General features: G+C 71.7%; 11 protein-coding genes. 3 read left to right on the top strand and 8 right to left on the bottom strand.

The window, feature by feature from the left end:
• Positions 1–27 precede the first annotated feature (27 nt).
• The 3 genes from QSK32_RS38485 to QSK32_RS38475 form a co-directional block, all read right to left on the bottom strand.
• Positions 28–342: a transcriptional regulator gene (locus QSK32_RS38485; RefSeq protein ID WP_045745637.1), complete on the bottom strand. Its 315-nt coding sequence runs from the start codon at positions 340–342 to the stop codon at positions 28–30.
• A complete protein-coding gene (locus QSK32_RS38480; RefSeq protein ID WP_502872585.1) occupies positions 339–704 on the bottom strand; it encodes a type II toxin-antitoxin system RelE/ParE family toxin in 366 nt (121 codons plus the stop codon). Before QSK32_RS38480 ends, QSK32_RS38485 begins: the two co-directional genes overlap by 4 nt.
• 88 nt (positions 705–792) lie before the next feature.
• Complete coding sequence (locus QSK32_RS38475; protein WP_045745635.1) at positions 793–1,020, bottom strand: hypothetical protein; 228 nt, start codon at positions 1,018–1,020, stop codon at positions 793–795.
• A gap of 176 nt (positions 1,021–1,196) precedes the next feature.
• Here QSK32_RS38475 and ctaD point away from each other — a divergent pair, with 176 nt between their 5' ends.
• The 3 genes from ctaD (at position 1,197) to QSK32_RS38460 (ending at position 5,419) form a co-directional block, all read left to right on the top strand.
• On the top strand, positions 1,197–2,936 hold the full coding sequence (ctaD, locus tag QSK32_RS38470; RefSeq protein ID WP_045745653.1) for an aa3-type cytochrome oxidase subunit I: 1,740 nt from the start codon (positions 1,197–1,199) through the stop codon (positions 2,934–2,936).
• Positions 2,937–3,045: 109 nt separating this feature from the next.
• The gene (locus QSK32_RS38465) at positions 3,046–4,656 is read left to right on the top strand and encodes a hypothetical protein (RefSeq protein WP_285474707.1); all 1,611 of its coding nucleotides are present in this window, start codon (positions 3,046–3,048) and stop codon (positions 4,654–4,656) included.
• Between the two features lie 205 nt (positions 4,657–4,861).
• Positions 4,862–5,419 carry a TetR/AcrR family transcriptional regulator gene (locus QSK32_RS38460; protein WP_045745634.1) on the top strand — a complete coding sequence of 186 codons (558 nt, stop codon included), beginning with the start codon at positions 4,862–4,864 and terminating at the stop codon, positions 5,417–5,419.
• On the opposite strand, the gene QSK32_RS38455 is transcribed toward QSK32_RS38460, so the two are convergent.
• From QSK32_RS38455 to QSK32_RS38435, 5 genes are all read right to left on the bottom strand, one after another.
• Positions 5,304–6,062 (bottom strand): GtrA family protein, encoded by a 759-nt coding sequence (locus tag QSK32_RS38455; protein WP_285474706.1) that lies wholly within the window; start codon positions 6,060–6,062, stop codon positions 5,304–5,306. The two genes, QSK32_RS38460 and QSK32_RS38455, sit on opposite strands and share 116 nt — an antisense overlap.
• Before the next feature lie 87 nt (positions 6,063–6,149).
• Positions 6,150–7,553, bottom strand: a complete 1,404-nt coding sequence (locus QSK32_RS38450; protein ID WP_285474705.1) for a serine/threonine-protein kinase — start codon at positions 7,551–7,553, stop codon at positions 6,150–6,152.
• A gap of 82 nt (positions 7,554–7,635) precedes the next feature.
• Positions 7,636–9,180 (bottom strand): hypothetical protein, encoded by a 1,545-nt coding sequence (locus tag QSK32_RS38445; protein WP_052720933.1) that lies wholly within the window; start codon positions 9,178–9,180, stop codon positions 7,636–7,638.
• Positions 9,170–10,555 carry a glycosyltransferase gene (locus QSK32_RS38440; protein ID WP_045745633.1) on the bottom strand — a complete coding sequence of 462 codons (1,386 nt, stop codon included), beginning with the start codon at positions 10,553–10,555 and terminating at the stop codon, positions 9,170–9,172. The genes QSK32_RS38445 and QSK32_RS38440 overlap by 11 nt, the downstream gene beginning before the upstream one ends.
• A complete protein-coding gene (locus QSK32_RS38435; RefSeq protein ID WP_285474704.1) occupies positions 10,552–12,588 on the bottom strand; it encodes a glycosyltransferase family 2 protein in 2,037 nt (678 codons plus the stop codon). Before QSK32_RS38435 ends, QSK32_RS38440 begins: the two co-directional genes overlap by 4 nt.
• Positions 12,589–12,595: the final 7 nt, after the last annotated feature.

Genomic DNA, 12,595 nt, shown 5'->3' with positions numbered 1-12,595 from the left:
CGGTCAGCCCGGCGACTCGGGCCGCCCTCAGGCGATCTGGCGCAGGTCGTCGCCGTAATCGAAGATGATCCGCATCCGGGCGCCGAGGGCTCGGGCGTACCGGCTCAGGGTCGCGACCTCGTTGACCTCCAGGTCGCCGTTCTCGATCTGGCTGATCCGGCCCGGCGAGACGCCCATCAGCTCGGCGACCTGCCGTTGTGTCAACCCTAGGCGTTTGCGTTCCTCGGCCAGGTGGAACGCGTTGATCCAGGCCTCGGTGCGGGCACGTTCGGCGGTCAGCGCCTCATCGTCGCCGTCATGCAACTCGGCGCGGACGTCATCCCAGTCATGGAACTCGCTCACGAGTCGTCCCTCCGTTTCTTCTCCGCGGTCAACCAGGCGTCGTAGGCGATCTCTGCGATGGGGATGGCTGATTTGTACCACCGAGACCAATCTCCCGCCTTGTTACCCGCCACCAGCAACACGGCTTGAGCCCAGGGGTCGAAGACGAAAAGGATCCGGATCGCGGTATCTCTACCGGAACGTGGGCGCAGCTCTTTCAGGTTGGCGATCGTCGACCCTCTCAAGGTGTCGACGATGGGGCGGCCGAGCCCTGGCCCCGTCTCCGCAAGCATGTCGATGGCGGTGTTCACCGATCGAAAGGCGTTCGGGTCCGACTGCCGTAGCGCTCGCAGCCAGGTCCGGACATCGGCGGTGACCTTGATGGACCAGCGATGTGCTTGGTCAGGGGGGCATCAGGCAACTATAGCTCGAGCTAAACCTCGGGGGTTGTGCCGACTTGATGGGGCGGTTTCAGGACGAGTGCGGGACGGCGTGGGTGTCGTCGAAGCCGGGGACGGTGGGCGTGGCGGGGACGTCGAACGGCGGCGCGGCGGGGGACTCGGGAACGGGCGTGGTGGGGTCCGCGTCCGGGGTCGCGGGCGGGTCGAACGAGGGGACCGCCGGGGTGGCGGGCGGTTCGAAGCTGATGGCGACGTGCGGGGAGGCGTCCGTGGTGCGGGCTTCCGGGGTGATCGTCATCCGGCGACGGTACTGGGTGGGGCGTACCCCGGAACAAGCTGACGTGTGACAAGGGTGAGGTGGCCGGGGGGTCGTGACGCCAGGGGCGGGCGGGGTTGTGCGGATGTTGCACCTTCCCGGGCGCCGGGTTGGCAGGCCGGGGCGGGGGGAGTACGAACAGGCGGGGAGGAATGTCGATGACTGCTGTTTCGCCACGACCCGTGCAGACCCGGCGCTGGCCGGTGCAGCGACAGGTTCGGGGAGCGTGGCTGGCCCGCACGATCCGGACCACGGATGCCAAGCAGATCGGCATCATGTATCTCGTCACCGCGTTCGTGTGGTTCGTCCTCGGCGGGCTGATGGCGCTGCTGATGCGGGCCGAGCTGGGGCGCCCGGGCATGCAGCTGTTCTCCCCGGAGCAGTACAACCAGCTGTTCACCATGCACGGCACGATCATGCTGTTGTTCTTCGCGACGCCGATCGTGTTCGCGTTCGCCAACTTCGTGGTGCCGATTCAGATCGGGGCGCCGGATGTGGCGTTTCCGCGGCTCAACGCCTTCGCGTACTGGCTCTATTTCTTCGGCGGGCTGATCGCGTTCGGCGGTTTCCTGGTGCCGAGCGGCGCGGCTGATTTCGGGTGGACCGCCTACACGCCGTTGAGCACCGGGCAGTATTCGCCGGGGGTGGGCGGCAACATGTGGGTCGTCGGGCTGGCGATCTCCGGTGTCGGCACGATCCTCGGCGCGGTCAACATGATCACCACGACGCTGTGTCTGCGGGCGCCGGGCATGACCATGTTCCGGATGCCGATCATGACGTGGAACATCCTGCTCACCAGCCTGCTGGTGGTGCTGGTGTTCCCGTTCCTGGCGGCCGCGCTGTTCGCGCTCGCCGCCGACCGGGTGCTCGGTGCGCAGGTGTTCAACGTCGAGACCGGCGGCCCGATGCTGTGGCAGCACCTGTTCTGGTTCTTCGGGCATCCCGAGGTCTACATCATCGCGCTGCCGTTCTTCGGGATCATCACCGAAGTGGTGCCGGTGTTCAGCCGCAAACCGGTCTTCGGATACAAGACCCTGGTCGCCGCGACCATTCTCATCACGATGCTCTCGATGAGCGTGTGGGCACACCACATGTTCGCCACCGGCCAGGTGCTGCTGCCGTTCTTCAGCTTCCTCAGCTATCTGATCGCGATCCCGACCGGCATGAAGTTCTTCGTCTGGATCGGCACCATGTGGCGTGGCCAGGTGACGCTCGAGACGCCGATGCTGTTCGCCGTCGGGTTCATGGTGACGTTCCTGCTCGGAGGGCTGACCGGGGTGTTGCTCGCGTCGCCGCCGGTCGACTTCCACGTGCACGACAGCTATTTCGTGGTGGCGCACTTCCACTACGTGCTGTTCGGGACGATCGTTTTCGCGGTGTTCTCCGGCGTCTATTTCTGGTTCCCGAAGATGTTCGGCCGGATGCTCGACGAACGCCTCGGCCGGCTGCATTTCTGGTTGACGTTCATCGGGTTCCACACCACGTTCCTGGTGCAGCACTGGCTGGGGAACGAGGGCATGCCCCGGCGGTACGCCGACTACCTCCCGGGCGACGGTTTCACCACGCTGAACACCGTTTCGACGATCGGCTCGTTCATCCTGGGCGCCGCCACGTTGCCGTTCCTCTACAACGTCTGGAAGTCGTACCGGGTGGGTGAGGTGGTGACCGTGGACGATCCGTGGGGCCACGGCAACTCGCTCGAGTGGGCCACGTCGAGCCCGCCGCCGTTGCGGAACTTCGACCGGATGCCGCGGATCCGGTCCGAGCGCCCGGCCTTCGATGTGAAGTTTCCGGAGCTGGCGGCCGGGGGACAGTCCGCGGCGGGACCCCCGGAAGGCGGCGCGCGTCCGCTTTCGGAGGAATCATCCGGCGGTGCGACGTATCAAGAGGATAAATAGCTATCTGAGCCTTTGTGCTGATGGCGCGCGAGGGTCGCATCGCCCGTAGCTCCCAAACCGGGCAAGTCGATGAGAGATCGGACAACTTCCCCACCCGGAAGGGATGCTCATGCCGATCGCTCGTCGCTCCGTACCCGCCCTCGGTGCCGCCACGGTCACCGCGCTGCTCGCCGTTCCGGCGGCACCCGCGGCCGCCGCCGGCTGCACCGTGGGCCCGTTCACCGCCCGCGCCCAGGCCGACCTCGTGAAGATCGCGGTGCTGGATCCCGGCCCGCTCACCAGGGGGCTGCCGGCGTTGGCGGACGTACGGCTCGCCGTGGCGCAGGGCAGCGTGGACAGCGCGGGCCGGCCGTACCGGTCGGTGGCCGCCGGACGCTACGCCGAGACGCGACTCCTCGGGCTCCCGCTGACGGACCGGGCGGCGGTAGCCCGGGCACCCGGACACGGCAGCCCGGCCGAGGCGGAACTGGCCTCCCTCGATGCGGGCGGACTCACCACGGTCAAGGTGGGCAAGGCCACCGCGTCGGCCGCCTGGGAGGACGGGTACCGGTGCGGCAAGGTCGGGGCGCTCACCCGCTCGGCGACCATGCTGACCGGGCTGTCCGTGCTCGGCGGCTCCCCCCAGGCGCCGGCCGTCCAGGCCGTCGACGGCCTGCTCGGGGTCAAGAAGACCAGCCTGCTCAAGGTGGGGCCGGTCGGTTCCACCCAGAGCGCCACCGATCTGGTACGCCTACCGGCCGGAAAAGTCGGCGTCCGCGCGTCCGCCGGGGTGTCCCTGGCCGGCCTCACCCTCTTCGGCGGCAGCGAGCAGGAGATCGCCGTCAAGGTGATCAGCCAGCCGACGCTGCAGGTCACCGCCGGGGCGTCGCCGGCCGTGGACTACCGGCCGGCGACGTTGGAGGTCTCCCATCACGGCAAGGTGGTGCGGGTCCTGAAGGACACCGGCGCGGACGTCTCGCTCGACCTGGTCGGCAGCGTCGGCGCGGGCAAGCGGACGGCGCTCGCGGTGCGGCTCACCCTCGGCGAGGTGCAGAAGAAGAACGCCGGCCGGGAGGTGGGCGCGGAGGCGGCGACGGTCCGGGTCGAGGTGAAGGCCGGGTCGGCGCACCTGCTGGACGTCGCGGTCGGGCAGATGGCGGTCTCGGCGACCGCGCCGGGCGGCGGGGGCGGCGGCCACCACACGGACACCGACTCGGACAGCGGGAGCGAACCGGGCACGGATATTGGTTCGGGCGGCGGGTCCGACGGATACGGCTCGTCCTCGCGCGACGACGCGGGCGGCTCCTCGGACGACGGTTCCGCGGCGAACGGCGCCGGATCCGGCCACGACGACGGCGGCAGCGCCGTCAACGGCAGCGGCAGCGGTAGCGGCAACAGCGACGGTAGCGGCAGCGGTGATGGCAGCGACGGCAGCGACGGCGACAGCAGCGGTGGTAGCGGCAGTGGCAGCGGCGACGGCGGTAGCGGTGGCAGTACCGGCGGCAGCGATGGCGACAGCGGCTCTGGACAGGGCGGAAACGACGACAGCTCGGCGCGGGGAGATGTCGCGGACACGGTTCCGGTCGCGGAGACGGTTGCGGGCGATGGGGGTACGGCCGGAAGCTCGCTCCCGTTGACCGGTGCGAATGTCGCGGCTCTCGGGCTCGGCGGCGCGGGACTGATCGCCGCCGGTGTGGTGGCGCTGATCCTCGGCCGTCGACGCAGCCGGGCCGGCAACTGATGCGGCAGGGCCGGCAACTGATGCGGCCGGGCCGGCAACTGACACGGCCGGGCCGGCAACTAACGCAGGCTCCGGTGATGAAGCGTCAGCGGCCACCGGGACGGCAGGCGATCGTGGCGGCGGGCCGGGCCCGGTGGCTCGGGCGCGCTGGGGAACGGGCCGGTCGGCAGGTGGCCGGCGAGCGCGGCGGCCATAGGATGAGGTGATGCCGCAGCCGAATCCCCCGTCCCGTGAGGCGATCCGCCATGCGGCGAAGGAGATGTTCGCTCGCGACGGTTACGGCGCCACCACCGTCCGGGCGATCGCCGCGGCTGCGGGCTGCGACCCTGCCCTGGTGATCCGCCACTTCGGATCGAAGGAGGGGCTGTTCCTCACCACGATCACGATTGCGGCGGAGCTGCCCCGGATCCTGGCCGGGCCGCTCGACTCGCTGGGGCGGGAGCTGGTCCGGTTCGTCGTCGAGGCGGCGCATTCCCCGGCGGCCGGTGTCTACCGGGCGATGCTCAGCGCCTCGGACCGTCCGGAGATCAAGGAGCGGTTGCGGGCGTCGATGCACGACGTGTTCGTCGGTCCGCTCGCCGGCCGGATCGGCGGGGATCATCCCGAGTTGCGGGCCCGGTTGGTCGCCGCCCAGTTCGTCGGGTTGATCAACGCCTACTGGCTGGTCGCTGATCCGGTGTTGAGTTGCGCCGACCAGCCGGCGATCGTCGCGCTCTACGGAGACGCGATCCAGAGTCTGCTGGACAACGCCGGCCCGCACTGAGCCGATCCGCGAAGGGACCGCCCGACCTGCCCGCGAACGGGCGCCCGCCCGTGAAGAGGCGGCCCGGTCCGCGTGTGAGGAGCCGCCCGCCGGCGAAGAGGCGTCTGCCCACGAACAGGAGGCCTGACCGGCCGGCGGAGGGCCGGCCGGCGGACAGGGCCGCGGGGAGAGCCGGGGGGAGAGTCGCGGTGGCAGCGGCGGGTTCGGCCGGTGCGGCGGGCTGATGCCGGTGGGCGGCGAAGACCCAGCCGCGTAGGAGCAGGTAGCGCAGCCCTCCGATCAGGCTGCCGGTCAGCCCCAGGACCAGCGCTTCCGCTACCGCGCCCGGCATCACGGTGGTGGCGAGCCCGGCGATCGGGGCGAACCACGGCCCGACCGCCAGGTTCGCCAGGTAGACCGCGACGGAGGTGAGCCCGGCCTCCCAGTGCAGCCGCCCGACCGCGGCGGTGGTCACCCCGAACGTCACCCGCCGGTGTGCCTCGGTGTTCAGCGGTGTCACCGCGAGCAGGGCGATCCAGCTGGCCCAGGTGGCCGGGACAGTGCCGCGGACCGCCACGTACACGGCGGTCTGCAGGACCGTGCTGAGTGCGCCGACCAGCATGAACCAGGAGAGCTGGCGGGGCAGGGCACCGGAACGTGGCATGGTGGTGACTTTCGGGGAGCGAGGGATACCGCCAAAGTGTCAACACTGTTGACCTCGCTGTCAACGCTGTTGACCCCGTGACGATCCTTACGCTCCGCTCCGCGGGCCGAACGTCTCCAGCGCCACCGTGAGCTGCGGCAGCGTCGCCGCCCAGCCGGCCCGGGTGGTGTGCCACTCCAGCAGGTACGTGACCGTCCCGCTGCGGATCATCCGGCTCAGCCCGCGCATCGCCACCCCGTCCGCGGCCAGGAACGTGTACTCCCAGACCGCCCCGGCCGGCTCCGGTGACGCCTCGATGCGCAGCCGGGCGTAGTCGTCCAGGACCGTGGCGCGCTCCTCGGCGAGCAGGGCCGCCACCGGGTTGCCCGGTGGGCGGGGCCACCGGTCGATGCGCAGCGTGGACCGGCCGCCGGGGGCGGTGAACGCCATGGAACCGTCCGGTCGCCGGTCGGCCGGCCACGACTCGGGGACGGCCACCCGGTAGCCGCTGCGGTCGTTCCACCAGGCGAACTCGTCCGGCAGGGCGCGCGGTGCCCCGGATCCGGCCGGCTGCGGGACGACCGCGGGCGGCGTACCCGATCGGGCCGTGCCGGTGGCACCCGCCGCGATGGCGGCAGCGAGGGCGACCACCGCGGTGGTCGTGGCGAACCTGTTGCGACGGCGGCGGATCCGGCCCTCGGCCACCCGGCGCAGGCGTTTCTCCAACTCCTCCGGGGTGGGTCGGGACAGCGGGTCGCGCCGCAGCAGGGCGGTGAGCACCCCGGCCAGCGGCCCGGCCCGGCGCATCGGGTCGGGCCGGCTCGCGCCGAGCGCACGCAGCGTCTCTGTGGTGGTCGCCCGCTGGTAGGGCGGCCGGCCCTCGACCGCGTGGTAGAGCGTGGCGCCCAGCGACCAGAGGTCGGCGCGGGAGGTGGAGATCCGGTGCTGGAGGCGTTCCGGGGCGATGTACTTCGGTGAGCCGAGCACGATCCCGGCGCGGGCCATCGCGGCGACGCCGGGCGGGCTGACCGCCGGGGCGAAGTCGGTGAGCACCACCCGGCCGTCGTCGGTGATCAGCACGTTGCCCGGTTTGACGTCGAGGTGCAGCAGCCCGGCCCGGTTGGCCGTGGTCAGCGCGCCGAGCAGGGCCAGGCCGATCCGGGCGACCCGGCGGGGCGGCAGTGGCCCACCGGTCGCGACGATCTCCTGCAGGGAGCGGGAGGGGAGGTACTCCATCACGATCCACGGGCCGTCGTCGTCCGGGAAGACGTCGATCGTGCGGATCACGTGGGGGTGCACGACCCGGGCGACCGCCCGGGCCTCGGGCAGTGCCCAGCGGCGGATCAGGTCGCGCTGAAAGGGGTCGAGCCCGGCGGGCAGAGTGGACTGTTTGAGGACGACATCGGTGCGGGTGGCCAGGTCGTGGGCGAGCCAGACCCGGCTGAGCCCGCTCTCGGCGAGCCTGCGGTCGACCCGGTAACGCCCGGCAACGATCTCGCCCACCGCCGCCATGCCGTCACCCCGTCATGTCCCTGCGAGCGTTCCATGCCTATGAGTATCAGCATGAACACACTCCGCAAGCGAGGGTGGTTTTTCACACCCGGGTCAACGTCCACTGCGTCCCCCCGGAGGGATCACTCCACGTTCGGACGGCCCCCGTGAGCGTGACGCCGGATCCCGGTCCGAAGTGCCGGGTGCGCACCGCGTCCGCGGCACCCTGCGCGGAGAGCAGCAGGTACCGGACCCCGTGCGCGGCCGGGTCGGCCAGCACGGCCGGGAAGTCCCGGTCCGGGGTGATGACGAACTGCTTCGGGTTGTCACTGGCCAGGACCACCCCGAAGGCGTACGCCGCGTCGGTCAGTACCGCCCCCTCCGGCAGTCCGAGCGCGTCCAGATCGGCGGCCACCCGCCGGTTGACGTGCGCGAGCCCGCTGGTCCGGGCGGCACCACCGGCGGTCAGCCATTCGGACTCCTCCCGTGCGAGGGTGGGTCGTCCGAGAGTGATCAGCGTGCTGGGTATCGCGGCGAGCACCAGGACCAGCGGCACGACCCGGCGCCACCCCGGGGCCCGGGCCGGGAGCACGGCGATCAGGTGCCCGGCGAGCAGGACCGACAGCGGGACGGCCGCGATGTGGAAGCGCAGCCAGCCGAACGACGTGCCGGAGAGGAAGGCGAGCACGTCGAAGGCGAGCACCGCACCGAGCACGGTGACCGGCGCGAGCGGGCGCAGATCGTTGCGCCGCCACACCACGAGCAGGGCCGCGGCCAGCAGCACCAGCACGAACGGGGCCAGGCCGAGCAGTTGCTGCAGGCCGTACCCGAGGCGTCCGGGCAGGTCGTCGCCGGTCACCGAGGAGATGCCGCCACTGTTCGCGGACACCTGGGCGGAGTTGCCGTACTGCGAGGAGAAGGTCGCGAACCACTGCCCGACGATCAGGCGCCCGGCGGTCGCCCAGAGCAGCACGGCCAGCAATCCGGGCAGTCCGGCGATCACCGCGTCGGTCCGGGCCGTCGCCAGCCGGATGCTGCGATCACCGGTGTGGCGTACGTACGAGATGAGGCCGACCAGCACCGGGACGGCGGCAACCGGGGCGAGCGCCTCGTAGCGTGCGCCGTAGGCGAGGCCGACCGCCAGTCCGAGCGGCACCAGCGACTCGGGCCGGCCGTCGAGCAGCCAGATCAGCAGGGACCGGACCGCCAGCAGCAGGCAGAGCAGGAAACACGCCTCGCTCATCCCGTTGCCGGCGTAGACGACGATCATCGGGTGCAGCGCGAACGCCGCGGTCAGCACCAGCCGGGGCGTCACCGGGACGCCGGAGCGGCGCAGCACGTCGTGGACGACCGCGACGGTGGCCGTCATCAGTGCCGCCGAGACCAGCACCACCAGCAGGCCCTCCTGGGTGAGTGCCGGGACGAGCAGGCCGAGCGGCAGGAACGGCAGCAGGATCAACGAGGGCAGCGGGTTCCACACGAAACCGATCGCGGCCAGGTGCGGGTCGCGGCTGAAGATCGTGTAGTAGGCGTTGGCGGCCCGGCTGGCGGAGTCGCCGGGGACCAGGTCGTGGCGCCAGAACCAGAGGGCCATCACCAGGTAGGCGAGTCCGCAGGTCAGCAGGACGATCCGGCGTTCACTCCGCATGGGCCGGCGCTTCCTTGCGGGGCAGGTGCAGCCCGTGCGTGGTCTTCTCCCAGTAGGACGGTTTGAAGACCAGCTGCCAGGCGGCCTTCGCCCCGGCCAGGCTCATCATCGCCCAGTACGCGGGGGAGAGCAGTGCCGTGCCGAGCAGGTCGGGCCGGTTCATGGTCCGCGCGGAGAGCACGTTCAGGTAGATCACCGTGGCGTTGCCGAAGATCAGGCAGAGCAGGCCGAGGTAGTAGTACGGCGGAATGAAGATCTCCTCCATGATCGGGGGACGGTCCAGGAACCAGAGGATCGTGGTGGCCCAGAGCACCGCGTTGAGCAGCGCCGCCAGGGGCGTGCCGCCGACGAAGAGGTTGAGGCAGAGCAGACCGCGCCAGCCGAGTTGGCGGATCGTGGCCCGGGGCGCCCGCAGGTGCACCAGCCAGGTCATCAGGTAGCCCTTGTACCAGCGGCTGCGCTGCTTGATCCAGTTGATGAAGTCCGAGTTGGCCTCCTCCAGGGTGACCGAGGCCAGCACCCCGACCCGGTGGCCGGACCGGGCCAGCCGGATGCCCAGGTCGGCGTCCTCGGTGACGTTGTAGGGATCCCACGCCCCGAGTTCCCGCAGTTCCGCTGTCCGGAAGTGATTGCTGGTGCCGCCCAGCGGGATCGGCATCCGCAGCGCCACCAGGCCGGGTAGCAGCGAGCGGAACCAGGTGGCGTACTCCAGCGCGAACCACTGGGTGATCCGGTTCTGGTCCACGTTGAAGTAGCCGAGTTCGGCCTGGAGACAGACGTAGGTGGGGCCGAGGCGGCGCAGCGCGACGACGGCCCGGCGCAGTTGCAGCGGGTCCGGCACGTCCTCGGCGTCGTAGATGGTGACGAACTCGCCGGTGGCCACGGCCAGGCCGACGTTGCAGGCCTTCGGCTTGGTCTTCGGCTGTGACTCGGGCACCACCAGGATGCGGATGTGCCCGCCGGTGACCACGGACTCGGCGGCGTCGATCGTCGCCTGGTCGTCCTCCTCCAGCAGCAGGATCACCTCGAGCTTGTCCGGCGGGTACTCCAGGGCGCCCAGGTGCGCCATGAGCAGCCCGATCACGTCCGGTTCCCGGTACGCCGGCACCAGCACCGTGTAGACCGGGAGTTCCGCGTCACCGATCGCGCGGGCCTCCTCGTCGGACACCGTCACCCGGTGTTCGCCGCGGCCGGCCGCCCAGACCAGCACCACCCGGAAGACGATCGCCGCGGTATACGCGATCGTCACCAGCGCGACCACGGTCTGCAGCACCGCCATCGGGCGCAGCACCGCCCACACGCCGATCAGGAGCAGCGCCACGATCAGCCCGGCGCGTTGCGGGCGGGAGAGCACGACGTGTGCGGAATGCCTCATGCGGTGATCCCCCGCAGACCCAGCAGGGCGGCCGCGGCGACCAGCGTGAGCAGGGCGAACCGCCCCCGGGGCAGGTACGGCCGCGGGGTGGGTGCCGGTATCGGGCGGTTCCGGGACCAGCGGGCGGTGAACGCCGCGACGGTCCCGGCGAGCAGGACGTCGGTGAACACCGGCAGCTGGGCCACGCGGAACGCCCCGGCCCCGGCCACCTGGCCGACCAGCAGCACGACCGGCACCGCGACGGCGCCCGCGGCGAGGGTGACGGCCGTGGCGGTGAGCGCCCGGCGTGGTGCGACCCGCAGGACCACCGCGCCGATCAGCAGGCAGAGCAGCGCCCCGGCCAGGGCGGCGCCGGGCAGCCGGCCGGCGGACAGGGTGAGCACCTCGCCGTGGTGCACGGTGACCAGGTCGTCACCGGCGCGGGCCGGTCCGCCGGGCCGGCCCAGCAGGACGGCCACCGACCGGAGCACGGCGTCGACGGCGTGCCCGGTGACCGGGACCGCCGCGACCAGGGGCAGGGCCAGGGCCCAGCGCAGCCGGGCGACCGTCCGGGTGCCGAGCAGCAGGATCGTGGCGGCGGCCAGGAAGGCGCAGGCGGCCGGTACCAGCCAGGTCACCGGTGCGGGCGCCGGCATCAGCGTCAGCAGCGTCGCGGCGACGGCCAGGAACGCGGTGGCGAGCAGCCCGTCGACCTGCCGGTCGTGCACGTCCGGCTCGTCGCGCTGCGGGCGGATCCGGGTCACCACCAGCACCGCCGCGGCGGCCACCGGGATCAGCAGCGGCACGCCCGGACCGCGGTCCCACAGGCTGTCCCGGGCCAGCAGCGCCAGCGCGGGGAACGCCACCACGGTGAGCAGCGCGGCCAGCAGCAGGCGGATCCGCATCGTCCGGCGCACCGCGGGCCAGAGCGCGGCGCCGCCGTACACCCAGCGGTTGGTGACGGTGTAGCGCAGCAGGAAGACGACCACGACGGCGAGCACGTTGGCCGGCAGGTAGTGCAGGCCGCCGTACTGGACCAGACCGTGCAGCAGGCCCAGGTGCACCGGCGTCAGCGTGTTGTTGAGCAGCAGGAACCGGCCGAAGCGGCGGCCCCGGGCGTGCGCGCCGGGCGGCATCACCAGGTGGTCGACGACCGCGAAGTTCCACACGATCGCCACCTGGACGGCGAGGAACGCGGCGAGCAGATAGGGCAGCCCGGCCTGCTCGCCCAGCGCCCACAGCACGGCCGAGTTGACCGCCGTCCCGGCCGCGCCGGCGGCGGCGAACCCGGTCATCCGCCCGGCCGCCGAGCCCGGATGCCGCAGGGTGGCCAGCCGCAGCACGGCCAGGTGCCGCAGGTAGCGCAGTCCTTCGCGCAGCGACGCCTTGCTCTCGCCCGCGGTCCGCGGCTGGAACGTGTACGGCACCTCGGCGATCCGGCGCAGACGCCCGCGGACCACCATCTCCAGCAGGATCTTGTAGCCGCGGGGGCGCAGCGCGACCGGGTCGAGCGCCTCCCGGCGTACGGCGAAGAAGCCGCTCATCGGGTCGGAGACGGCCCGCAGGCGCACCGGGAAGACGACCTTCGCCAGGGTGCCGGAAGCCCGCGAGGCGACCCGCCGGAACCAGCCGCCCAGGCCGGTCACCCGGCCCCGGGCCCGGTAGCGGCTGGCCACCACCGCGTCGGCCCGGTCGACCCGACCGGCGGCGAGCAACTCCGGGACCGTCTCCGGCGGGTGCTGCAGATCGCCGTCCATCACCACCACCCAGGGCGCCCGGGCCGTGGCGAAACCGGCCACCACCGCACCGCCGAGGCCGCCGGACCGCTGGCCGGCGGGACGGTGGAGCAGGCGTACCCGGTCGGGGTCGTCCTCCGCCAGGGCGGAGATGACGCCCGGGGTCTCGTCGTCGCTGTCGTCCACGAACAGGATCTCGCCGGGCGTGGCGCCGAGAGCGTCCCGGACCCGCTCGACCAGCGGGCCGACGTTCTCCGCCTCGTTACGGGTGGGTACCACGACACTCACCTCAGGTGGAGACTTCAGTCGGATGTCCATCGGGCGG

Source organism: Actinoplanes sp. NBRC 101535, assembly GCF_030269225.1.
Lineage (GTDB): Bacteria > Actinomycetota > Actinomycetes > Mycobacteriales > Micromonosporaceae > Actinoplanes > Actinoplanes rectilineatus.
The sequence above is the reverse complement of the archived record's forward strand: the minus strand, read 5'-3'. Positions and strand labels throughout refer to the sequence as shown.